Consider the following 22,907-nt stretch of genomic DNA (forward strand, 5'->3'; position numbering starts at 1 on the left):
ATTACGCCTTTAGGAAAATATAGCCAGCGCCGCGGATCGTTTTGATATAAGTGTGTTCACTTAATGCGGCAATTTTCTTGCGAACGTTAGAGACATGCATATCGATAGAGCGATCATAAGGCACGAGTGGCCGGCCTAATACTTGTCGTGAAATTGTCTGCTTGTCGACCACTTCTCCTGCAGTTCTGACTAGCAAGTGTAACACCTCGTATTCGGTGCCCGTCAGCGACAGCACCTCGCTATTAACAGTAGCACTTCTCGAAGCCACATCTAAACGCAGCTGGTGGATAGTAAAGGTATCGTCCGGACTGTGTTGTTTATAATGATCGACGCGTCGGGTAATAGCTTTAACGCGTGCGAGTAGTTCGCGGTGGTTAAACGGTTTTGGAATATAATCGTCAGCACCTAGCTCCAAACCAAAGATGCGGTCAAAGTCATCGCCTTTTGCCGTTAGCATAATAACAGGTGTCATCTTCTGGACACGTAACGCCTTTAGTACTTCAAAACCATCCATTTCGGGAAGCATTACGTCTAACAATATCAGGTCGAAATTTTGCTTTAATGCCAGCTGTAGACCTTCTGTTCCTGTGTGGGCCATCGCCACTTCAAAGCCTTCTGCAGTAAAGTATTCTTTTAACAGGCTGCAAAGTTCTTGGTCGTCATCAATAAGTAAAATGGAATGTTTCATTGTCATACTTAGTCCAGCATTGTTGATTGGCGTTGGCCTGAATAGTTCGGCTCTAGCATATTACATCTTACTTCAACGCCTTATGTAAATTGCCTTTGCTTTTTTTTGCAAAGCACTGACAAAACTTTACCTCTGTCTGACGTTCCTTTTCTTTGTGCTTGCTAAATTTGGAAGCGACAAAGCAATGGCGAACAAGGAGCCAATACCATGAAATTACTATCTACTTTAGCATTAGTTACAGCACTTGGTGTATCGACTTTTAGCTTCACTGCAAACGCGGGACCTATGGGCGGGCAGCTTGAGCACTCAGCAAGGTTGCTACTATCTGATAAAGGCCAGAAGTTATTAGAGCTAACAGAAGCGCAGCAAGACCAACTAAAGACGATTTATGCGGATTACAAAACTGCAAAAAAAGCGTTAAAAGAAAGCGGGAAAGAAGCACATTCAACTTATCGTGAAGAAATGAAAGCACTTATGGCAGCCCCAGCCTTTGATAAGGTTCAAGCGCAACTTTTACTGGAAAAAGGCCAAGATAAAAAACAAGCGTGGGCGCTACTTTCAATGGAAACTCGTCACAAAGTATTCCATGTATTGAATGAAGAGCAGCGCGATAAGCTCCAAGCACTTAAATCACGTCGTAGCCACAAAGGCCATAAAAAAGCAAATTAAGTCTTTCTAACTTAGTCCTTACCTTCCCAGTAAGGACCTTATCATTTTCAAGCCTTTGTCACCTTCCTATAAAATGAGAGCTTGTATTCCAGATTGATGTAGAGAACTGACCCCTTGGAATCAGTGTATAAAATATTACAACGGTTTGTACTGGTTTAAGTTACATGTTGATAACATGTTTGCGTTGTGATATTTTTCGATTAAGAGTACATCTAGCAAGTCTGCGGACAACTCTTTGAAATAGTGTCGAATTGAAAAATTCTTAATTTACGCGCACAAACTTTCCAATAACTTTTGCTTTCTTCTGAGTAACTAAGGGTATTCTTTGTTGTTGGCTGTTTGTTACTAGGTATCACTGAGGGAGACATGCAGACACCTGAAGAATACGAGGTGACACTTAGGATCCGAGAACTGCTAAAAGAACTCAAAAAGCGTAAAGGCTATACTAAAAAAACCATTAGCCAGAAGCTCGGAATAGGTCTCACCACACTAGACGACTATCTTAACGGAACAAGCTCATTTCGCTTAGGTACCTTAATTAAATTGTCGGAAATTTGTCGGATCCAATTAAGTGATATTTTGGAAGGAGCAGGGCATATTGCTAAAACTTACCAAAATGAAGTGAGAAGTTCAGAGTCAAAGACGGAAGAAGAGCAAGTAGAACAAGGTGACTAGTGATTTTACTGTGCTTGGTTTTTGCTTTTCTAAGCAAGTAGTTATGAGTGAGTAAAGGCCGAGACTCGGCCTATAGATTTATTCTTTAAAAAAGCTTTCGTTGTTTTTTGCCAGCATCGCTTCTATATCTTCAATCAAACTTTCCGCATCTTGAGGCGTAAGTTCACCACTTTTCATCGGTGTAGAAATCGTATTTGATTCGTCAGACCAATCACCTAAATCAATTAATTGACAGCGTTTTGAGCAGAACGGACGAAATGGACTTTTATCCGACCATTCAACAGCCTGTTGGCAGGTTGGACACTTTACTGTGGTTGTCATAATACACTTACTTTTTACTTCGTGATTGTGTAAGTCTAATCGCATTTTATCGCTTTGTGAACTGAACGTATATCTACTCTGAACAGCTTGCATGCTAGGTGGGGATCCGTGATAGGATGGTAAAGCTAGGTAAAAGGAGAGGATGTATAAAAGGTGGAGAAGTTCGAAGCAACACTAGACAATTGTCATAAAGAGCCAATTCATATTCCAGGTTCAATTCAGCCGCATGGCTATTTATTGCTATTCGACACCAACACATTAACACTACGCTACTTTAGCGAAAATTTTGCCGAACTTGTAGGGCTTGAGCCTAGCGCTTTAGTCAATACTCATGCTGAAACGATTTTTGAGTCTCCTTTTTTTGAGTTGTTAGCCAGTAATGCTAACTCCTCTGAAATCCATCGTTTGAATCCGATGACGGCCACCATAAAAACCAAGGATGCAAAGTGGGTTGAACTTTCTGTAGTTGCAAGTCAAAACGAAGCTGGTCTCATTTTAGAGCTTGAGCAAAACACGGCGCAAGGCGTTGAAATCAATCATTCAATGCAACACCTTATGAAGCACTCACTGTCTAGTATGGTTGACTCTCAATCTTTACAAGCCTCGTTCGAGATGGCTGTGGAAGAAATTAGAGAGTTAACGCAATTTGACAGGGTGATGCTGTATAAATTTGATCACGAGTATAATGGTGAGGTGGTCGCAGAATCGAAGCGTAATGATCTTAATTCCTTTTTAAACCAACATTTTCCTGAGTCTGACATTCCAAAGCAAGCAAGAGCGCTATATTTAAGAAACCCTATTCGTTTGCTTGCTGATGTTGACAGTGAAAATTCACTGCTTTATCCGCAAGATAAGCCAATTGACTTAAGTGCCTGTATTTTACGTAGTGTTTCGCCAATTCACTGCCAATATTTACGTAATATGGGCGTTCAGGCAACCATGTCTATCAGCATTATCGTTGCTGGTAAGCTTTGGGGGCTGATTGCTTGCCACCACTACGAAAAGCACGTAGTGCCATTTAACATCCGTGAAGTCGCTCAGTATATGGGGCTGATGCTATCTTACTTAATTTCTCTTAAAATTTCGTCTTTAGAAGCAATGGCAGAAGCCAAAGCCCTGACATTGAGCTCGTCTGTTACTGAGCGTATGGCAAAAGAGATCTTTTTTGTAGATGGCTTGCGCTATGAATCCGCGGCATTGCAAGAAATGATGAAATCCAGCGGTGTTGCGTGGCGTGTTGAAAGTGATTTGGAGTGCTATGGGCAAACTCCTGCAAAGGCGGATATTGAGAGTATCTACCGCTGGCTTGCGGAGCATCAACTTGGTGATGACTCCATTTTTTATTGTCATAGCTTAGGTGAACTTAACGAAACATTTAAAGTCTTTGCTAAAACCGCGAGTGGCGTGCTATTGATGCCACTTTCTGCGGATGCTAATCACTTTATTATGTGGTTTAGAAAGGAAGTTATTCAAACCAAAAACTGGGGAGGGAAGCCTGAAAAATCCATTGAGTTTTTGGATGATGGTAGCCACCGTTTAATGCCGCGTAGTTCGTTTAAGTTGTGGGTCGAGAATGTTAAGTGCAAATCTCACCCTTGGACGGAAGCTGAAGTAAGTTGTGCATTGAAGTTTCGTAATACCTTGGTTAATTATGTGTTGGCTAAATCAGAGCGATATAAAAAGCTCAATGCAATTCTAGAGCAAAAAGTTACTAAGCGTACCGAAGCGTTGGAAAATGAGATCACTTCGCGTCGTACTGCTGAGCAATTACTGACGATAGCACTTGAAAAAGCACATGAGTCGAATCAAGAGCTGGAGCGTTTTGCCTTTTTAGCATCCCATGATCTACAAGAGCCGCTTAGAAAAATCCAAATGTTCGGTGATCGGATCCAATGCTCTGCAGAGGGACTAAATGAAAGACATGCGTCCTACCTTAAGCGTATGATGGATTCTGCGGAGCGAATGCAAAAGTTGATCAAAGGGCTACTAAGTTTTTCACGGATTGACCGTAAAGGTGAGTCATTTAAATCATTTGATGGCGATAATGCGTTAGCTGAAACCTTACTGGATCTTGAGTTAGTGATTAAAGAGTCAAACGCTCAAGTGGATACCACAGGGCTTGGTGATGTTTTTGGAGACCGTAGGCAGTTGCAACGCGTGCTGCTAAACTTAATCAATAATGGGATTAAATTTAGTGCGCCAGAAAGAACGCCGCGGGTCTCGATTAGCAGCGAACGTAAAGCAAATGAACTGATCGTTGCCGTTAAGGATAACGGGATTGGTTTTGATCCTGAATTTAGTGAGCAGATCTTCAATCTTTTTGAAAGATTACATGGTCGTAGCGCATATGCCGGTACAGGACTTGGACTTGCTATTTGTAAAAAAATCGTCGAAAGACACCATGGTCGCATATGGGTCGAAACGGAAGTAGGGCAAGGCTCTACTTTCTATTTTAGCTTGCCGATTTCAGCGCAAGAGAGTTAACTTAGCTGTAGAACCATTGATGCGGTTCTGATATCAGCATACAAACTCGAGGTTAATGCGAGTTTAAGGAGAGTGTGTATGGTTCATCATCATGATTTAATTAAACAGCTTCACTCTGTAAACTATATCTTGGTTGCGGATGATGATTTCGACGACCAAGAATTAATCCGTGATGCATTTGAAGACAACGGCGTGATGGAGGCTAAGTTACAATTCGTAAGTGATGGCGTTGAGTTGATTGAGAAACTCAATAGTACTGAGCTATTACCTAGCCTTATTATTCTTGATTTAAATATGCCACGAAAAAGCGGTAAAGATGTATTGGCTGAGATGCGCGGGGCTGCAAACCTTAAGCATATTCCGGTTATTATGTTCAGTACATCGGATTCTGAGCTAGATATAAAACAGTGTTACTTGCTTGGGGCAAATTCTTATATGACCAAACCGTCTCAATATCATGAGCTGGTTGATTCAATGAAGTCCTTGCTGTCCTTTTGGCTTGGCACTGCAAAGCTCGTGATCGATTAGAAGTGAAGGGCCAGAATAACTAGCTGGCCCTTAAGCTGTTATAGCACTAAATAGCTTCGTTGGTATGCTTTTGCTTTAACAAGCGACTTGTCACTGTACCTGCGGTCATTGAGCCCGATACATTGAGTGCCGTTCTTGCCATATCAATTAGTGGCTCAATAGAAATAAGCAGCGCTGCAATTGTCACTGGTAGTCCCATCGCAGGAAGTACCACCAACGCCGCGAAAGTGGCACCACCTCCAACACCCGCAATACCAAACGAACTAATTGCAACCATAGCCACTAATGAGACAATAAAGTCGAGTGCGAACGGGTCAATTCCTACAGTCGGCGCAACCATTACAGCAAGCATTGCAGGATAAATGCCAGCGCAGCCATTTTGTCCGATTGTCGCACCAAACGATGCAGAAAGGTTTGCAATCGCAGGGGGAACATTAAGCTTGTGGATCTGCGCTTCAACATTCAATGGGATGGTTGCCGCGGAGCTTCTAGAGGTGAAAGCAAAAGTTAAAACAGGCCAAATTTTTTGGAAGAAATGCTTTGGGTTTTCACCAACCAAAGTAACTAGTAAGCCATGCACCACAAACATCAGTAAAATGGCAACGTAAGAGGCAATAATAAAACCGAGTAAGCTAATAATGTCAGCCATGCTTGATGTGGCGATCACCTTGGCCATCAAACCAGCTACACCATAAGGTGTAAGGGCGATGATCATACGTACTAATCTCAACACAACTGCCTGTGCGCCTTCAACTGCATTTTTTATTGGACTACTTAAATCTGACTCTTCCATGATGGCTCTACGAGCAGCAATACCAGTTAACACACCAAAAATCACCACTGCGATAATCGAGGTCGAGCGCTCGCCAGTCAAGTCAGCAAACGGATTGGTTGGTACAAAGCTAAGCAACATTTGTGGAATGGTTAAATCGGCAACGGTTGTTGCACGTTCTTCAAGTACCGCTATTCTGGCCGTTTCGCGTGCACCTTCAACCAAGCCTTGTGCGCTTAAACCAAATGCTTGAGTGATAAAAATACCAATGAGCGCTGCAATGGCCGTGGTAAAAACTAAAATTGCGATGGTGACAAACGAGATCTTTCCAAGAGAGCCTTGATTATCTAATTTTACGACCGCGGCAATCATAGAAACTAAGACCAATGGCATAATCACCATTTTGAGAAGATTGACATAGCCGCTACCAACAATCGCAACCCAATCTAGTACGGTCTGTTTGGTGGTTAAATCACCTGAGAAAACAAATTGTAAGGCGAGTCCAAATAGGCTACCCGCAACTAAGCCTAGTAATACCGTTCGTGACAGGGTTTCGGAGCGCTGTTGAAAGCGATAAAGACCGAAAAGTATGGCAATAAAAACCGCAAACGCGGCGATAACAGCAAAAGACATCAGAATACCTTTCGAAATATATGAAAATAACGCGCTACTATAGAGGTTTTGTTGATTTGGCTAAAATATTCTTTGACTATGGAATAGAACAAAAGGTTATCAATAAAAATGAAAGTTTTTAATGGTTTTTCCTTTCATATAAAGATGTTTTGTAGTGAGTTGGTACTAACTCATAGTAATTAAAAAACACTGAGATATGCGCTTAGCTTACAATAATCTTTCGTAGCAGCGAGTTTATCTCGCGACTCTTTTCTAGCGTTATCTCGCGACTCTTTTCTAGCGTTATCTCGCAATTTCTTTTGCTTTACGACGTTAACCGTGTAGCTGTTTTTAGTATGAAGTTGAACATGTGGTTTATTGAGTATATGTAAAAGCGAGTTAGCTTTGAGGCGATGACATGCGTAGAGTGGGAAAGGTTGTTCCCCGGCTTCGCGGATGCCGATGTCAGCCCTTGAACCCTGAGGTTCAAGGCGGAGAGCAACAGCCTACCGTAGGCTTCTCGGTACATGCCGAGCATGCTCAATAGTAAACAAACTGCTATCCTAAACGAAATTTATCGGCTCAGGGACTTAATCAGCTGTCCTACGAGCTAGGGAACAATTACAGTATATAAAACATCTGCCGATCACGAAACCATAGTAATGCAATTTATGTGTTAACCGCGTGCTTTTTACTCGCTTTGTTTAGTGACTAAGCAAACGTTAATCTGAGCGTTTGCTGGCAACGCTAAATTTGCTTAATTTTTCGAAGGCCACAGTTTCTGGACCGTTTCTAACTAACAGAGTAAACAGGTTACTTAGAAAGGAACCGGTGCGGTAAAGGCCATCATCTCAGCAGTTGTTGGATGCGAAATTTGCAGCATCTCTGCATGCAACTGTAGACGTGAAGCCGCCGCTAACGCCTCTCCCGTAGCGTATAGCCTATCACCTAGGATAACGTGCCCAAGCGAAAGCATATGTACTCTGAGTTGATGAGAACGTCCTGTGATGGGGGTTAGCTTTACGCGTGTTGCTTGTGCTTCATATTCCATGACTTCAAAATACGTTAATGAAGGTTTTCCGGTCTCATGACAAACCATTTGCTTTGGGCGGTTAGGCCAATCACACACCAGCGGTAAATCAACAGAACCCGTTTGCTGTTGTAATTTACCATGAACTCGGGCGATGTAGTGTTTGCGGGTTAAGCGGTCTTGAAATTGAATGCTCAGATGGCGATGCGCTGCTTTATTCATAGCAAGGCACAGCACGCCGGATGTTGCCATATCAAGGCGATGCACAATTCTTGCCGTAGGGTAGACAAAATTCACTCTGGCGATAGCGCTGTCCCAATGCTTTGGATCTTTACCAGGTACGGTGAGTAACCCGCTTGGTTTGTTGATCACCAGCATATCTTCATCTTGGTACAAAATATCAAGATAGGGAGAAAGGGGGGGAGCGTAATTTAGTAACACCAGCTGCCTCAGCATGAACAGAACGAAGCCGGGTATTATATATGAGTTGCTAAGTGAGCGGTAGCGAGAAAGAGAGCCGCAGCTCTCTTTCGGTATAGGAGGTTTACTGGTTTGCAACCACAATTAAACGAATCGCATCCAACTTAAGCTGCGCTTTTTCAATGTGTGTGCTCAGCTCAGCCCTTTGTTTATCAAATACTTGAACTTCTTCATCACGGATGTTCGGATTGATAGCCTTAAGTGCTTGTAAACGACCTTGCTCATCACCTAATTGCTTTTGCATTTTATCCATCGCGTTGGCTTGAATGCTTTCAAGTTGAGCTTGTGCAATATCGCCAGCTTGAGTAATAAGCGGGTGAATAGCACTTTGTAGCGCATTAACTAGCTTACTGCCGGTTTGTCTGCCAACGGCAGAAAGCTGTTGATTGAATGCATCAAACGCCACGTTTTGGGCTAAGTCATTGCCACCTTTATCCATTAGAACACGAATTGGTGTTGGCGGTAAAAAGCGGCCTACCTGGAGAGACTTAGGCGCAGAAGCTTCTGCAACGAAGATCATTTCAACAAAGAAAGTACCGACAGGTAACTTGTTGTTTTTAAGCAGTGCTACCGACGCACAACCAAAGTCATCGTTACAGATCATATCCATTACGCCGCTGACCATGGGGTGATCCCAGCTGATGAAATGCGCGTCTTCTTGTGACAGTGAGGTGTTACGGTCAAAAGTCACTGTGATGCCATCGTCTTTCAAACAAGGGAAAGAAGGATTTAGCATGTGCTCGGTTGGTTTGAGAATAATCGTATTCTCGCCTTTGTCTTCTTGGTTAACACCAAAAGTATCAAACACATTAATCATAAACGCAGGCAAAATTACGTCGTTATCAAGAGCTTCAAGTTCAGCAACGATATTATCTGTTTTACCTTGACCACTTGAGTGAAGCTCAAGTAGGCGGTCTCGACCTTGCTCCATCTTTGTGCGCAGCTGTGCGTTTTCTTTTGCGGCTTGCTCCAATAGAGGATCTAATTCGTCTTCGTCACAGTTGTGCTCAGCGATCAGCGCTAACAAATCATCAGAGAAAGACTTATACAGCATTTGCCCCGTGGTGCTGGTGGTTTCAAACGCATCTAAGCCCTCGTGATACCAACGTAGTAATACTTCTTGTGCGGTACTTTCAAAGTAAGGCACGTGAATATTGATGTCGTGCTTTTGACCAATGCGGTCAAGACGACCAATACGTTGCTCAAGTAAGTCAGGGTTAAGCGGTAGATCAAATAGCACCAAATGATGTGAGAACTGGAAGTTACGACCTTCAGAGCCAATTTCAGAGCAGAGCAAAACTTGCGCGCTATCATATTCATCAGCAAAAAACGCTGCTGCGCGGTCGCGCTCGATGATAGACATGCCTTCGTGGAACACCGCCGCTTTAATCGCTTCGCGCTCACGTAATACTTGTTCAAGGCTAATTGCGGTTTCCGCTTTGGCACAAATAAGCAGTACTTTTTCGTGCTTTAACTCTTTTAATTTAGCAATCAACCACTCGACGCGCGGGTCAAACTGCGCCCAGCTGCTTCCTTCACCTTCAAACTCTTGGAAGATTTTTTCAGGGAACAAAGCACGCATCGCGTTAAATTCAGGACTTTGAATACCACCAATGTTACCCATTACCGACATTGCTGTTTTGTATTGCTTTGGTAAAGGTACTGGGTATTGATGTAGCAAACGACTTGGGTAGCCATCAATGCCACTGCGGCTATTTCTAAATAGAATACGGCCAGTACCATGACGGTCTAGTAACATAGACAAGATTTCAGCTTTGGCGTCGCTATCGCCACTTTGTGCCTCTGCAAGTAGCTCAGAAATATCGGTTTCTTTTAGCAGTGTACAAAGTGTTTGTTCTTCTTTTGCATCTAACTTTTTGTCTTGCAGTAAGTTGTTCGCGGCTTCTGCGACTTCTTTATAATGACTTTCTTCTTCAACGAACACGTCGTAGTCGTAGAAGCGGTCTGGATCGAGTAGCTGTAAACGCGCAAAGTGACTGCGGTGACCCAGTTGGTCAGGTGTTGCAGTCAACAAGATAAGTCCAGGAATGTCCTGAGAAAGCTCAGCAATACGTTGATATTCAGTGCTTGGCTTTTCCTTTGTGACCGTCAGATGGTGTGCTTCATCAACAATCAGTAGATCCCAATCAGCGAGTGTGGCTTGTTCAAACCAGCGGCGCTTTTTGGTAATAAACTCTAGGCTAACCAGTACTAGTTGTTCTGTTTCGAATACATTCGGTGCATCTGCATAAGCTTCGCTACAACGCTCTTCGTCAAAAATAGAGAAGTGTAGGTTAAAGCGGCGTAGCATCTCAACTAACCATTGGTGTTGTAAGTTTTCTGGAACCACAATCAACACGCGGTTGGCACGACCAGAGAGAATTTGCTGGTGTAAAATCATGCCTGCTTCAATGGTTTTACCTAGGCCCACTTCATCAGATAGAAGTACGCGAGGTGCAAAGCGCTTACCGACTTCATCGGCAATATAGAGCTGGTGTGGAATCAGGCTAGCGCGCTGACCTATCAATCCTTTAAGGTGAGATTGTTCTTTATCAAACTGGTGTTGCCAAGTTTGATAGCGCAGTGTGTAGCGATCAAAACGGTCGATTTGGCCTGCAAATAGACGATCTTGAGGTTTATTGAATTTGAGGAAGTGATCAAGAAAGGTCTCTTTGAATGAAGTCTCTTCTTCATTATCAACTCGAGTACCATGATAGCAAAATAGTCCATCTTGCTCTTCCACGCTGTCAACACGTAGTTCCCACTCTTCAACATGGCGGATCACATCGCCTGGGTTGAATACAACTCGAGTTACAGGCGCTTCCTGTACTGAGTAAACACGGTTTTCTCCGCTAGCGGGAAATAAAATAGTCACTTGACGCCCCTCAAGTGCCACTATTGTACCTAATCCCAAATCTGATTCCGTATCACTGATCCAGCGCTGACCTAAGGAAAAATTCATGGTTATCTCGTCTATGCAGAAAAAAGGCGGCTATGTTACCTATTCATGTCGGTTTGTTCAATACACAACAGTGACTCAAGCCTTTATTTATCAGGCACTGACGCCTTTTCTATTTAGTTGGCATGGCAATCGCTAACTAGTTGTTTTTTATAAATATGCAAGTTGGATTTTCTACTGTCATAAAAGCGACTTTTGCGACAAATAGACTAAACTTGAACTATACCCAGAACATAATTAACCGCAGTGTTGTGTATTGGGTATAGCATAATAATCTGTAAACAACAGGAATGCGCTATGGTAAAACAAGACAAAGACCATAAAGTGTACGTGCTCGATACCAACGTACTTCTCCATGAACCACTCGCTTACCTTTCCTTCCAAGAACACGATGTTGTGATTCCCATGACTGTCCTTGAAGAGCTCGATCACATTAAAGATCGAAAGAGTGACGTGAGCCGAGACGCAAGAGTTGCCATTCGTGGGTTAGATGATGTGCTTCGCGATGCAACACCAGAGCAAATGCTAGAGGGGGTAGCGCTACCAACATTGAGGATAGAAAGTCACCGAACGCCTTGTTCAGGTAAGTTGATTATTGTAAACGATCACCTGTTTCCTGATTCCATCTCCGGGTTACCCGGCAACGAAAATGATCACCGCATTATTAATTGTGCGGTACATTTGCAAACTCAGTACAGCGACAAAAAAGTGGTGCTGGTTACCAAAGACATCAATATGAGACTGAAAGCGAAAGGCGCTGGACTCAAGTATGTTGAAGACTATCGTACCGACCAGCTGATTGACGACATTGCGCTGTTAACCAGTGGTTTTAAAAAGGTTGAAGGTGATTTTTGGCAAAATGTTGGTGAGTGTCAAACGCAGCAGGAAGGGCGATACACGGTTCATGATGTGCCAAAATCACTCGTACCTGATGTGTTCTGTAATGAGTATCTGATAGACAATACTAATCACTTCGCGGCTCGGGTTGTGGGTTACGACTCTGAGCACATTCGATTAAAAGACTTAGGCGTTGAACGTTTGATGCACCGTCAAGCATGGGGAGTGAAACCGAAGAATATCAACCAAGGTATGGCGCTGGATGCATTACTTGATACTGACATTGAACTGGTGATACTAACAGGACCTGCGGGGTGCGGAAAAACCTTATTGGCGCTTGCCAGTGCGCTTGAAATGATCATCGAAAAAGGGATTTACGATAAGGTAATTGTGACGCGAAATACGCCTGAAATTGCGGAGAGCATCGGCTTTTTACCGGGTACGGAAGAAGAGAAAATGGCCCCTTGGCTTGCGGCCATCACAGATACCTTAGAAGTGCTCCACAAACACGATGAAAGCCCCGTGACTAGCCGTAACTACATTATGGAAAAGGCGAACATTCAGTTCAAATCGGTGAATTTTATGCGTGGCCGAAGTATTCAAAATGCGGTCGTTATTTTAGATGAGAGCCAAAACTTAACGGCATCACAGTTAAAAACCATCATCACTCGCTGCGGTGAAGGGACTAAATTGATTTGTACGGGAAACCTCGCCCAAATTGATAGTAATTATCTCACCCCTGTGACATCAGGGTTAACCTATATTGTCGAGCGCTTTAAAGACTTTGAAGGTAGCGCTACCATTAACTTAAACGGTGTAGTACGAAGCCGCTTGGCAAGTTTTGCTGAAGAAAATTTATAACTTGCCTTGAGCCGACTGGCTCGTTACTCTTTTGCTAACACTGTGTGCAAACGGGAACGAGCCAGTAAATGGATGCGACAAAAGAATTTTTACCACTAAAAAGTTACCGAAAGGGAATTTTAGTGGCGGTAATAATACCCATCCTACTTGTCCTCGTCTTAGCTTACCATCTCTATCAAATTAAACTCGAACGCCAGTACAAAGTACGTTTTGGTCAGTATGAATATGTTTCTCAGCAGCTGAAACAAGAGTTTTATGCTGCACATGTCGTTCTTGATAGTATCGCCGTTAACCTAGCGCAGCCCATTTCTTTTCAAAAGCCACCAGAGTGGTTAGAAGATATAGAGCAACACCCTGAACATTATTATCATGCGTTACCAAACAATGGTGGAGAGATTGTTGGTCGTGGGCAAGTCAGTGAAGCGCTTTTTGCAACTAAACGATGGCAAACCGTATTGTCGCTTAATACCGCTTTTGATGCTGCGCTCGCGTTGCAAGGTGGATTGTATGCGGTCGCATACATAGAAGATGACGGCTTTGCGTATGTTAAGCGTCGAGAAGCCTCAAGTAGCCATTTTATCACGCGGCTAGTTCAAGGTAAGTTCGAACCCGACTTTAGCTTGGGCAATATAGTCGTTGGTCCACCCGTGAAGTTTTTCGATAGACAAATGTTTGCGCTCGGCAAGAAACTATCAACGGTGGATAACGCTCATGTATTGATGATCTATGATAGCGATATTATTGATAGGTGGTTGTTAAACATCGGCTCCTTAGACGGTACGATGGAATTTAAAAACCAAAGTGATGAGATTATCGCGGGGGAACGCTATGATCACGACCACGATGGGCTTGTAAACTCATCAGCACCTTGGCAGTACGGACTGCACTTTATTGCAAAACCCGCCAAAGAGCCTATTAGTTTAAACTATCATGAAAGCTATGAGCAGTTTGCCGCTCCGCTACAGCGGGAGATCTTGCTCGAACTTGCACTATTACTGTTTTTTATTCTTTTTACCTTTGTGACTATTGTATGGTTAAGCGGACAAGTATTTGTCCGACCTCTAAAGCATTTTGTGAATTATCTATCTTTGCAAGAGCATACACCACAAGCCACTTTAAACTATCCTATCCCCTCAGAATGGCAACCTTGGTTTATACAAATCAAACAGGTGGTGGAGCAAAAATCGCGCTTAATGCATGCCCTTAAGCAACATAATCAAGAACTAGACGACGAAATTAAGCGTAAACAACAGGCATTAAAGCAAAGCTTTGAGGCAAAAGAGCGTCAAGCTGCTTTGCTAAATGCAGTGCTTGACTCTGTGCCCGATATTATCTATTTCAAAAATATCGACGGTTCATTCATAGGCTGTAATCGCGCGTTTGAAGAGTTTATGGGGGTTGATAAGTCGGATTTGGTTGCGAAAACACAACCTGAAGTGACATCTGGATTAACCATATTACTTGAACAAGAAGTGGCGATGGAGCGCTCGCAAGAACAAGTGGCAACGAACTTTGTCCTTGGAGCAAATACCTACTTTTTGACAATCACGCCATTAAAATCAGAAACTGGAAAGCTCATCGGTTGTTTGGGGGTTGCGAGAGATATTACTGCCGCACAAGAGGCATATAATGCCCTAAGAGACTCTGAAGAAAACTTTAGGGCTGCGACTGAGTTTGCACCTAATGGCGTCATTTTGGCTGCGATCAGCGGTAAAATTTTGGAGATGAACAAGGCTGCCAAACGTTACTTGTCACTTGATAAGAATACGGGAGAAAAGCAGCTGGAACGCTTGTTTGACGAACAAAACTGGCAAGAGCTAAAGCCTGTCTTAGCTGGGCTATTAAAAGAGCAAAAGAAAGTCGTTGAACACTTGATTTCACAGTCGGGTAAGCACCGCTGGTTACAATTGAGTATTTCGTTAGTTTGGGATAAAAATAAGCGCCCTAAGTATTACGTTATCCATATTCAAAATATAACCGGTTTGTTGTTAGCGAAGCAAGATGCTGAGCGCGCAACGCTTGCCAAAAGTCGCTTTATCGCGAATATCAGCCATGAAATTAGAACGCCGATAAATGCCATATTAGGTCTGGCGGATATGATCAAAAGTGAGACGCTGACTCGAGTTCAAAATAAAAAACTGCAGCAGCTTTCTGGGGCTGCAAATGAGCTGCTTACCATGCTCAACAGTATTTTAGAGTTTGCCAAAGTTGAAAGCCACCAAGGTACAATTCAATACGAGACATTTCAAACCTGTCATGTATTTACCACGATAGAATCACTAATTAAGCCTTTATGTATACAAAAAGGTTTGGAATTTGAGTTACAAGTCGCCCCTCAAGTTTGGCCTTACCTGTACAGTGATGAAGATAAGGTAAAGCAAATCTTGGTAAACCTGCTTGGCAATGCGGTAAAGTATACCAATCAAGGGAAGGTTGGTTTGAAGGTGGCGTTAGTTAATGATAGAGCTGCAAAACAAACCATAAAGTTTGCTGTTTGGGACACTGGAGTTGGGATCAAATCGCAAGAAATTGAACACCTTTTTGATGCATTTACCCAAGGTGATGAAAGCTTCACACGTCGTCACGAAGGCATTGGTTTGGGGCTTGCGATTGTGAAGCAAGAAGTTGCACTCTTAGGTGGCGATATTGCGGTTAACTCAACCCCGAACGAAGGAAGCTGCTTTTTCTTTGAATTGGTGCTAGATAAAGGCGCTTGTCCAGTTGTGGATAGTCACAAAGAAGTTTACTGTCTCACCACCGAAGCACATAGCTTACCAAGCTATTTTGCTGGTCTTGCGGAATCTTTATCTGTTGAGCGATTGCACGCGATGCATGCTCAGCTCGACAAGTCTATTGTTGTTATTCCGCCGGAAACCTCGCTTGACCCCACTTATGCGCTACCAGAAAATACCGCATTACTACTACATTGTGAAGGGGTATTCCCTGAGCAAAGTAACCATATTGCGCTTAATCAAAGTGTGTTTTACCAATCAGCTTATACTTGGCTTGCTGAGTTTGCCCATATGACGCAAACCGTCGACAACGTGTGTATGCAAGTTGCTGGTGCGCTTTGCTTGGTGGTCGACGATAACAACTTAAATTTGGATATTACTGAAAATATGTTGAAGCAGAATGGTATTTCTACCGTAGGGCTACAAAGCGCGGAACATATTGAGGAAGTTTGCCGCTCACTGCAACCAGATATCATCCTGATGGATATCCATATGCCAAACATTGATGGCTATCAAGCGACCAAGCAGATCAGAGCCGTATGGTCTGAAACTGAGCTGCCCGTTATCGCCTTGACCGCCAATGCAAGTAAAGAAGAGCGGGCGAAAGCCACAGCCGTTGGCATGAATGATTATTTGGTAAAGCCGATCAATAGCACACAGGCGTGCAAGGCATTGGCAAGTAATATTTTCCAGTCAGATAAAACAGAAGAAGCCTTTTTTGATTATGAGTTTGCTTTATCACAAATGATGCAAAATGAAACGTTTTTGCAAACAATGTTAGATAAATTTGCTAAACTTTGCCATGATTACCTAGAACAGGTTGCTGAAATAGAGCAAGGTTCAGCATTATTTGAGTTAGCACACGGAATTAAGGGCGCTGCTGCAGGTCTGGGCTTTAAGCGACTAGCGAAAGTTGCAAAAGACCTTGAAACGCAAAGCAAAACGATCACAACAATAACAAATCGCACTGACTTGGATGTGTTAACAAATGCACTTTCACAGGTGGTGTGCTTTATCGAGCTAAAAAGGTAGCGTCATAAGATGCAGCAAGCTGAGCACATTTTTATTATTGATGATGACCCAATAAATAAGATGGTCCTAAGCAATACATTAGGTGACGGCCATCGGTTATCCCATAGCACAGACACTAAGTTATGTATTGATGAACTAAAAGCAAGTAAACCAGACCTTATTATTTTAGATGTGTTAATGGCTGACGGCGCTGGATTTTCTGTTTTAGAGTGCCTAAAAAAGGATGCGAGCACTTACGGTATTCCCGTTGTCGTGATCTCTGGTAGTGTGAGCTTTAAAGATGAAGCACGAGGTTTGGAGTTAGGGGCTGTGGATTATATTACTAAACCCTTTAACCCTTTGATTGTAAAAGCCAGAATCAAAAACCATTTAGCAATAAAAAAGAAAAATGACCTGCTAGAAAAGCTAGCCTCTATCGATGGTTTAACGGAGTTGCCCAATCGTAGATATCTAGATGAAGCGATGAAATCAGCATTAGAAAGCGCAAAAGCTGATGGCAGTGCGTTTACCGTTATGCTGGTTGAGGTGGACTATTTTAAAACGTTTAATGAGCATTATGGCTACATGCACGGTGATGATTGTTTATTTAAGGTCGCCAAAGCGCTAGAAGAAGGCGCTACCCGACGTTCTTTATTTATTGGCCGTTTTGATGGTACTCGTTTTGCGTTGGTACTAACTCAGCATAATATCGACGTAATTAATGAGATAGCAGAAGCGCTGCACGACTCGGTTAATGCGTTAAAAATCCCCCATATTGCTTCACCGATATGTGCGCATGTGAGCGTTAGCATTGGTGCAGTTCATATTGAAAATCACTGTAGTAGTGAGCTTAGTGAGCTGATAAAAATGGCCGATAGCGCACTTGCCGTTGCACAAAAACAGCAAAGTACGGTTTTTATTAAAGTGTTATAAATATCTAAAGCCATATGCGGGGGCTAAAGCATATCCGCATTATTCACCATCCTTGGTGCGATAAAGTCTTACTGAATTTGCTTTAGTGCGTTGTCGCCAAAGCCAACCAGTTGGTTGTTTTTGAATACCAATGGCGTGCACTCATCTTTTGTTACTTTGCCGTCTGAGTGTTTGCTGTTGGTTGCATAGTACAGCACTTGATAGTTGTCGCCGTCTTTTGACACCAACTCGCTAAAGTCAGGAGTTGCAAACATGTCTTTTACTGATGAGTAAGACGCGCCCATTTCAAGGTTAGCAATCTTTTCACGATTTTTACGCTGTTTATGTTCCCAGTTAGACGAGTTGTATTCAGAAGCCCAACCGTGTTCTACTTCACCGTCGGATACAGCAACGATACAGCCTGATAATAGAGTAGAGCTAAGCGCAGCCACTAACATTAATTTTTTCATTGTTGTTTTCCTTTTTAATTTTGTTGCTGAGCAAGTAATGCAAACAGCCATTTATTTTTTGCTTGAATTATCACAAGAGTTGCAAACTCTTTGCCAACTAATAAAGTTTATAAATATCAGTTTGTTGTTGTTTTTTAATCAGTTTGTGGTTGATGGTTTTCACTAACTTTTAGCGATATCACTCACTAAAACAATAATCTAGACCACTCGGTTTCTCGTTGTGCCTGCCACAAAACTTTCAATATTAATGGCAATTTCGCCGACTAAACGTTCGATGGCTTCTTTACTTGCCCATGCCGTATGCGGTGTTAAAAGCAAGTTTTCCCCTTGGTATTGAACAAGTGGGTTGCTTGCTTGGGCCGGCTCTTGAGTGAGGACATCCACAGCAGCACCAGCTATTTGCTTGTTAGTTAGCGCATCCACCAGCGCTTGCTCATTGACTATTCCGCCTCTCGCGGTGTTGATAAGATAAGCATGATTTGGAAGTAGAGCGAATTCAGCTCTCGAAATCAGGTTTTCTGTTTCAGCGGTAAGCGGGCAGTGAATCGATACAATATCCGCAATCTGCAGTGCTTCTTCAAAAGCCATTCGTCCTGCTCTAACCTCAGTTACGCCCCTACGTTCGGCAACAATTACCTGAGCTCCAAATGCTTGTGCGACTTTTGCAACGGCTTCTCCTAACGTTCCATAGCCTACGATCACAAAGTTTTTGCCTGCAATTTCGTTGATGCTGTAGTCCAAGCGACAAAACATATCACTTTGCTGCCAAAGCCCTGCACGGCAGTCTTGCTGGTAACGATGAATATTTGTCATTAAGTTACCAAGCATAGTAAAGGTGTGCTGCACGACAGAAGGGGTCGAATAACCAGCCACATTAGCCACCGCAATTTGATGGGCTTTTGCGGCTGCCAAATCGATGTTGTTGACGCCTGTGGCCGCAACACAAATCAGGCGTAATTGCGGTAACGCCGCGATTGTTTGTTCAGTTAACTGTACTTTATTGGTGATGATGACTGCTGCATCTTTACAGCGTGTGATGATGTCCTCACTGGGTGTGGTGTCGTAAGACGTTAATGTGCCTAGTTTGGCAATGGGGGAAAGATCGGTTCCTGCAAGGGTTTTAGCGTCTAATACCACGATTTGCATTATTTTTATCCTTTTCTTGACTTTGGAGTTAACTCTAAGGTTTATACTTGTGATGTCGACTAGGATAATCTTCAGGACTTGGGAGTGTAAAGTGGTAAAGATTGGTGAGCTGGCAAAGCGGCTTAACGTATCAACTGACACGTTAAGGTATTATGAAGCAAACGATCTTCTACACCCTTGCACAAGGAGCGAGGGTGGGTATCGGTTGTTTGATGAGCAAAGTGAAAAGCAAATGCGCTTTATTCTTCGCGCGAAGGAAGTAGGGTTTAGCCTCAAAGAAGTGCAAGACTTGCTAAAGATAAAGTTTGAAAAGTATCAGCACAGTTGTGAAGAAGTGAAAGCGCTGACTATCACTAAACGGGATTTAGTGAGAGCGCGGATCGCTGAGTTACAAAAATTTGAACAATCGTTATCGACGCTAGCAGAGCAATGCTGCGGCGGTAAGGAAGCGGCAGTGAGCTGCTCGATTTTAACGGCCTTGGAGGCTATCGATGAATGAACTGATAGTAAATTTTTGGCAGCTATTTTTAGTATCTGCCCCGTGGTTACTGCTTGGCCTAATATTGGCTGGGTTACTTAATGTATTTATTCCAAAAGATTTGTTGCAAAAGCACTTAGGAAAAGAAGGATTTTGGACAACGATAAAGGCTGCGCTGATTGGGGCGCCTATGCCACTGTGCTCTTGCGGCGTTATTCCTGCTGCGGTGGGACTGAGAAGAGCGGGGGGCTCGAAAAGTGCGACAACCGCATTTTTAGTCTCAACGCCTGAAACTGGAGTGGACTCTATCTCAGTTTCTTATGTACTACTTGGTCCTTTTATGGCGATAATTAGGCCAATTGCGGCTGTGGTTAGCGCAATTGCGGCTGGGTTACTCGTTGGCAGTGAGAAAGATGATAAGCCTGTGCCACTAAAGCACCTTAATACCTCAGAGGAACCAAGCGCGACTAGCGGTTGTTGTGACGCTAATCATCACTCAGAGCCAAAGCCTGCTGAAAAGCATCACAGCCATGATAGCTGTTGCGCCAGCGCTAAAGTGGAAACCGCAAAAGTAAGCTCAAGCTGCTGTGCGCCTGCAAGCCCGCAATTAGCAATGGTAGGGACGAATATGTCTTGTTGTGATACTACGGAGCCTACCGTAACCAGTTGTTGCGATGCTTCATCAGCCACGACAAGCTGTTGTGAGCCAGCTCCTAAGCCTAAAAATCAAGGGGCTTTTGGCAAAATTATGGAAGCTGTTAAGTTCAGCTGTAATCAATTACTGTCCGACACCGCAGTTTGGCTACTTATCGGTTTATTCTTTGCAGCGTTAGTGCAAACCTTTGTGCCTGAGTCTTTCTTATCTCAGTGGGGCGACGGTATTATCGCCATGCTAGTGGTTATTCTTATCAGTATCCCAATGTATATTTGTGCGACCGCTTCAACTCCAATCGCTGCGGGTTTATTAATGGCAGGTGTGTCACCCGGTGCAGTATTGGTGTTTATGCTCGCAGGCCCTGCAACTAACATCGCCACAATTGGGGTAGTTGGTAAAGAGTTAGGGCGTCGTGCCGTGTTTGCCTACTTGGGCGGTGTCATCGGGGTTGCACTTATCTTTGGCTATTTAACTGATTACTTAGTCAATACTTATGGTTTTGTTGTAACGCCGATGATAGGTGAAGAACACGAAGTGCTACCACATTGGTTAACAGTATCGATGGGCGCATTATTAGCAGCACTCTTACTAAGATTAGCTATACTCAAATTAGGTAAAGTTGTTAGAAGATAAACTATTGTGGTACTTTTTACCGTATTACAATTGCATGACGCTTAAGCATTTAATGTTCCAACTTGGTATATCGCCTTGGTGGTCAGACATGAAATGCTTAGCGTCTGTTTATTTGACACGATAGAATGCGTTCCAGTATTCGTTAATCCGACAATTTGAGAAGTAGAGTGGATAAATACGCTGACATTAGACCGTATAATGATGATGAAGTAGTGCCAGCACTGGCACGTCTACTAGGTGATGATCAATTCATTGATGTGATCGCCAAATATAACCTGCCAGCTTGGTTAAATGCTTGGCCAGCAATTGCACGCCCACTCGTAAGAATGAAACTAAAAAAGAAGTGGGGAGATTTTTGTACGATTGAACAAGTACAAGATGAAGTGGCGTACTATCTGCAAATTTTAATCAATAAAACGACGTCTAAAGTGACTTATTCTGGCCTTGAAACATTAGACTCGAATACCTCGTATTTATTTATTTCAAATCACCGTGACATCGTATTAGACCCTGCACTTGTTAACTGGGGTTTGCATCAGCAAGATATGCGTACGGTGCGTATCGCTATTGGTGATAACTTACTGCAAGTACCTTATATCACTGAGCTTATGCGTCTTAATAAGAGTTTTATTGTAAAACGTTCGGCAAAGGCGCCGAAAGAAATGCTAAAAGCATTAACCCAGCTTTCAGCCTATATTTCTGACTCATTAAGTGAAGGTAACTCCATTTGGATTGCGCAAAAAGAGGGGCGTGCGAAGGATGGGGTGGATCAAACCGATCCGGCACTGTTAAAAATGCTACAGCTCAATGGTCGCAAACAGAAGCTAGATTTTTCAGATTATGTAAAGCAGCTCAGAATTGTGCCCGTTGCTATCTCCTATCAATATGAGCCATGTGCGGTTGCTAAGGCTAAAGAGCTATACCATAAAAAGCAGTTTGGCCAATATGTGAAAGCACAAGGCGAAGACATTGCTAGCATTGTCGAGGGCTTTAGTTCAGATAAAGGCCATGTGCATATCGCATTTGGCGACCCTATCACTGCGGATGTTGAAAACCCAGATGAGCTGGCGAATGTCATTGATAAACAGATTTTAGATTTATACTATCTGCATTCAACCAATCATCTAGCAGCAGGCGATGATGCGCAAGTGAGTCCAGAAGATAAAGAGGACTTTATCTCTAAACTAGAGTCTGTACCGGAAGAGCTGAAGCAATTGGTGTTGAGCATGTATGCCGAACCACTGCGTCGCAAAGGCATTTAATAGTAGTGAGCATGCGCAACCGTGGTGTTAAGTGGTTGCGCTTTTGTTCGGTTAATTAAGAACTTTATGATAATAAACGACTTCCATATCTCCTAAAATATCTTTGTGAAGCCCTTTTTTCACATAGCTCATCCCAAGTTTTTTCATAATATTGATGGAGCCAAGGTTCTCTTCTTCAGCGATAGCGCTCAAGTGTGTCAAAGTAGGATTTACTGCTATTAGGTCTGGAATAAGATGTTGTGCGGCCTCTGTTGCAAACCCTTTGCCCCAAGACACTTTTTTAAAACGCCAACCGAGCTCTAAATCCTGATCGTTTCTTTGTTCTGAAAAGAAGTTAGCAGGGCGAACCAAAATCCAACCAATAAATGCCTTGTTTGGCAGCTCGAAACAGCCCCAAAGCCCCCAACCTTTGATCTCGTCCGTATACTCGGTTAAACGTGGAATATATACGGCTTTTACTTCTTCAAGTGAGTTAGTCTGACCGCCTGTGATGTATTTCATTACTTCAGGATCGCTATCAAGATCGGCGAGTAGCTGTGCATCTTGTGGGGTGAGTAGGCGATAACTCAGTCTTGCAGAATCCTTTACTTGCATTTTTTACTCCTAATGAAACCCAATAAAACTTTAGAGTACAAAAGCTTATGTCATGAGTAAAGATGTTACATAAGTTTGCGTAGACGCCAGCCGAGCGC

At 43.1% G+C, this 22,907-nt stretch carries 19 protein-coding genes and 1 other RNA gene; 11 read left to right on the plus strand and 9 right to left on the minus strand.

Features of this window, described 5'->3' with window-relative positions; genetic code table 11:
* Nucleotide 1: 1 nt before the first annotated feature.
* The gene (locus tag DS891_RS11025) at nucleotides 2–688 is read right to left on the minus strand and encodes a response regulator (protein WP_174169817.1); all 687 of its coding nucleotides are present in this window, start codon (nucleotides 686–688) and stop codon (nucleotides 2–4) included.
* 207 nt (nucleotides 689–895) lie between these two features.
* Here DS891_RS11025 and DS891_RS11030 point away from each other — a divergent pair, with 207 nt between their 5' ends.
* Together DS891_RS11030 and DS891_RS11035 are read left to right on the plus strand one after the other, a co-directional pair.
* Complete coding sequence (locus tag DS891_RS11030; RefSeq protein WP_102057397.1) at nucleotides 896–1,357, plus strand: Spy/CpxP family protein refolding chaperone; 462 nt, start codon at nucleotides 896–898, stop codon at nucleotides 1,355–1,357.
* Nucleotides 1,358–1,723: 366 nt separating this feature from the next.
* On the plus strand, nucleotides 1,724–2,032 hold the full coding sequence (locus DS891_RS11035; protein WP_010606054.1) for a helix-turn-helix transcriptional regulator: 309 nt from the start codon (nucleotides 1,724–1,726) through the stop codon (nucleotides 2,030–2,032).
* A 78-nt stretch (nucleotides 2,033–2,110) separates the two neighbouring features.
* Here the strand turns inward: DS891_RS11035 and yacG are convergent, their stop codons facing one another.
* Entirely contained in the window at nucleotides 2,111–2,353 is a 243-nt protein-coding gene (gene yacG / locus DS891_RS11040; RefSeq protein ID WP_174169818.1) for a DNA gyrase inhibitor YacG, read from the minus strand.
* 153 nt (nucleotides 2,354–2,506) lie between these two features.
* On the opposite strand from yacG, the gene DS891_RS24835 reads away from it, so the two are divergent.
* Together DS891_RS24835 and DS891_RS11050 are read left to right on the plus strand one after the other, a co-directional pair.
* Nucleotides 2,507–4,837 carry an ATP-binding protein gene (locus DS891_RS24835; protein WP_102057396.1) on the plus strand — a complete coding sequence of 777 codons (2,331 nt, stop codon included), beginning with the start codon at nucleotides 2,507–2,509 and terminating at the stop codon, nucleotides 4,835–4,837.
* A gap of 78 nt (nucleotides 4,838–4,915) precedes the next feature.
* Entirely contained in the window at nucleotides 4,916–5,365 is a 450-nt protein-coding gene (locus DS891_RS11050) for a response regulator (RefSeq protein ID WP_010372351.1), read from the plus strand.
* A 46-nt stretch (nucleotides 5,366–5,411) separates the two neighbouring features.
* On the opposite strand, the gene DS891_RS11055 is transcribed toward DS891_RS11050, so the two are convergent.
* From DS891_RS11055 to rapA, 4 genes are all read right to left on the minus strand, one after another.
* On the minus strand, nucleotides 5,412–6,770 hold the full coding sequence (locus DS891_RS11055) for an L-cystine transporter (protein ID WP_102057395.1): 1,359 nt from the start codon (nucleotides 6,768–6,770) through the stop codon (nucleotides 5,412–5,414).
* Between the two features lie 416 nt (nucleotides 6,771–7,186).
* A non-coding RNA gene (gene ssrS, locus DS891_RS11060) (6S RNA) lies at nucleotides 7,187–7,369 on the minus strand.
* 197 nt (nucleotides 7,370–7,566) lie between these two features.
* Nucleotides 7,567–8,220: a bifunctional tRNA pseudouridine(32) synthase/23S rRNA pseudouridine(746) synthase RluA gene (gene rluA, locus DS891_RS11065; RefSeq protein ID WP_174169819.1), complete on the minus strand. Its 654-nt coding sequence runs from the start codon at nucleotides 8,218–8,220 to the stop codon at nucleotides 7,567–7,569.
* 103 nt (nucleotides 8,221–8,323) lie between these two features.
* Entirely contained in the window at nucleotides 8,324–11,221 is a 2,898-nt protein-coding gene (rapA, locus tag DS891_RS11070) for an RNA polymerase-associated protein RapA (protein ID WP_174169820.1), read from the minus strand.
* Between rapA and DS891_RS11075 the strand changes: the two genes are divergently transcribed.
* From DS891_RS11075 to DS891_RS11090, 4 genes are all read left to right on the plus strand, one after another.
* The gene (locus DS891_RS11075; protein ID WP_227386905.1) at nucleotides 11,220–11,357 is read left to right on the plus strand and encodes a hypothetical protein; all 138 of its coding nucleotides are present in this window, start codon (nucleotides 11,220–11,222) and stop codon (nucleotides 11,355–11,357) included. The genes rapA and DS891_RS11075 overlap by 2 nt on opposite strands.
* Before the next feature lie 158 nt (nucleotides 11,358–11,515).
* On the plus strand, nucleotides 11,516–12,916 hold the full coding sequence (locus DS891_RS11080) for a PhoH family protein (protein ID WP_174169821.1): 1,401 nt from the start codon (nucleotides 11,516–11,518) through the stop codon (nucleotides 12,914–12,916).
* 122 nt (nucleotides 12,917–13,038) lie between these two features.
* A complete protein-coding gene (locus DS891_RS11085) occupies nucleotides 13,039–16,680 on the plus strand; it encodes a response regulator (RefSeq protein WP_368032193.1) in 3,642 nt (1,213 codons plus the stop codon).
* A 9-nt stretch (nucleotides 16,681–16,689) separates the two neighbouring features.
* Nucleotides 16,690–17,592 (plus strand): diguanylate cyclase, encoded by a 903-nt coding sequence (locus tag DS891_RS11090; protein WP_174169823.1) that lies wholly within the window; start codon nucleotides 16,690–16,692, stop codon nucleotides 17,590–17,592.
* A 68-nt stretch (nucleotides 17,593–17,660) separates the two neighbouring features.
* Here DS891_RS11090 and DS891_RS11095 read toward each other — a convergent pair whose 3' ends face one another.
* Complete coding sequence (locus DS891_RS11095) at nucleotides 17,661–18,041, minus strand: DUF3192 domain-containing protein (protein WP_010606064.1); 381 nt, start codon at nucleotides 18,039–18,041, stop codon at nucleotides 17,661–17,663.
* A 198-nt stretch (nucleotides 18,042–18,239) separates the two neighbouring features.
* Entirely contained in the window at nucleotides 18,240–19,187 is a 948-nt protein-coding gene (locus DS891_RS11100; RefSeq protein ID WP_174169824.1) for a D-2-hydroxyacid dehydrogenase, read from the minus strand.
* A gap of 91 nt (nucleotides 19,188–19,278) precedes the next feature.
* On the opposite strand from DS891_RS11100, the gene zntR reads away from it, so the two are divergent.
* From zntR to DS891_RS11115, 3 genes are all read left to right on the plus strand, one after another.
* On the plus strand, nucleotides 19,279–19,686 hold the full coding sequence (gene zntR / locus DS891_RS11105) for a Zn(2+)-responsive transcriptional regulator (RefSeq protein WP_174169825.1): 408 nt from the start codon (nucleotides 19,279–19,281) through the stop codon (nucleotides 19,684–19,686).
* Nucleotides 19,679–20,953 carry an SO_0444 family Cu/Zn efflux transporter gene (locus DS891_RS11110; RefSeq protein WP_174169826.1) on the plus strand — a complete coding sequence of 425 codons (1,275 nt, stop codon included), beginning with the start codon at nucleotides 19,679–19,681 and terminating at the stop codon, nucleotides 20,951–20,953. Before zntR ends, DS891_RS11110 begins: the two co-directional genes overlap by 8 nt.
* 167 nt (nucleotides 20,954–21,120) lie before the next feature.
* Nucleotides 21,121–22,215 (plus strand): 1-acyl-sn-glycerol-3-phosphate acyltransferase, encoded by a 1,095-nt coding sequence (locus tag DS891_RS11115; RefSeq protein WP_039493796.1) that lies wholly within the window; start codon nucleotides 21,121–21,123, stop codon nucleotides 22,213–22,215.
* Between the two features lie 51 nt (nucleotides 22,216–22,266).
* On the opposite strand, the gene DS891_RS11120 is transcribed toward DS891_RS11115, so the two are convergent.
* Nucleotides 22,267–22,809, minus strand: coding sequence for a GNAT family N-acetyltransferase (locus tag DS891_RS11120; RefSeq protein ID WP_174169827.1), 543 nt, complete (start codon nucleotides 22,807–22,809; stop codon nucleotides 22,267–22,269).
* Between the last annotated feature and the right edge of the window lie 98 nt (nucleotides 22,810–22,907).

Source organism: Pseudoalteromonas sp. JC28, from assembly GCF_013319255.1.
Lineage (GTDB): Bacteria > Pseudomonadota > Gammaproteobacteria > Enterobacterales > Alteromonadaceae > Pseudoalteromonas.

Excerpts from the sequence above, each read along its gene's own strand:
- DS891_RS11025 (WP_174169817.1), bottom strand. The coding sequence starts at position 688 with ATGAAACATTCCATTTTACTTATTGATGACGACCAAGAACTTTGCAGC.
- DS891_RS11030 (WP_102057397.1), top strand. The coding sequence starts at position 896 with ATGAAATTACTATCTACTTTAGCATTAGTTACAGCACTTGGTGTATCG.
- DS891_RS11035 (WP_010606054.1), top strand. The coding sequence starts at position 1,724 with ATGCAGACACCTGAAGAATACGAGGTGACACTTAGGATCCGAGAACTG.
- yacG (WP_174169818.1), bottom strand. The coding sequence starts at position 2,353 with ATGACAACCACAGTAAAGTGTCCAACCTGCCAACAGGCTGTTGAATGG.
- DS891_RS11050 (WP_010372351.1), top strand. The coding sequence starts at position 4,916 with ATGGTTCATCATCATGATTTAATTAAACAGCTTCACTCTGTAAACTAT.
- DS891_RS11055 (WP_102057395.1), bottom strand. The coding sequence starts at position 6,770 with ATGTCTTTTGCTGTTATCGCCGCGTTTGCGGTTTTTATTGCCATACTT.
- DS891_RS11075 (WP_227386905.1), top strand. The coding sequence starts at position 11,220 with ATGGTTATCTCGTCTATGCAGAAAAAAGGCGGCTATGTTACCTATTCA.
- rapA (WP_174169820.1), bottom strand. The coding sequence starts at position 11,221 with ATGAATTTTTCCTTAGGTCAGCGCTGGATCAGTGATACGGAATCAGAT.
- DS891_RS11080 (WP_174169821.1), top strand. The coding sequence starts at position 11,516 with ATGGTAAAACAAGACAAAGACCATAAAGTGTACGTGCTCGATACCAAC.
- DS891_RS11090 (WP_174169823.1), top strand. The coding sequence starts at position 16,690 with ATGCAGCAAGCTGAGCACATTTTTATTATTGATGATGACCCAATAAAT.
- DS891_RS11095 (WP_010606064.1), bottom strand. The coding sequence starts at position 18,041 with ATGAAAAAATTAATGTTAGTGGCTGCGCTTAGCTCTACTCTATTATCA.
- DS891_RS11100 (WP_174169824.1), bottom strand. The coding sequence starts at position 19,187 with ATGCAAATCGTGGTATTAGACGCTAAAACCCTTGCAGGAACCGATCTT.
- DS891_RS11110 (WP_174169826.1), top strand. The coding sequence starts at position 19,679 with ATGAATGAACTGATAGTAAATTTTTGGCAGCTATTTTTAGTATCTGCC.
- DS891_RS11120 (WP_174169827.1), bottom strand. The coding sequence starts at position 22,809 with ATGCAAGTAAAGGATTCTGCAAGACTGAGTTATCGCCTACTCACCCCA.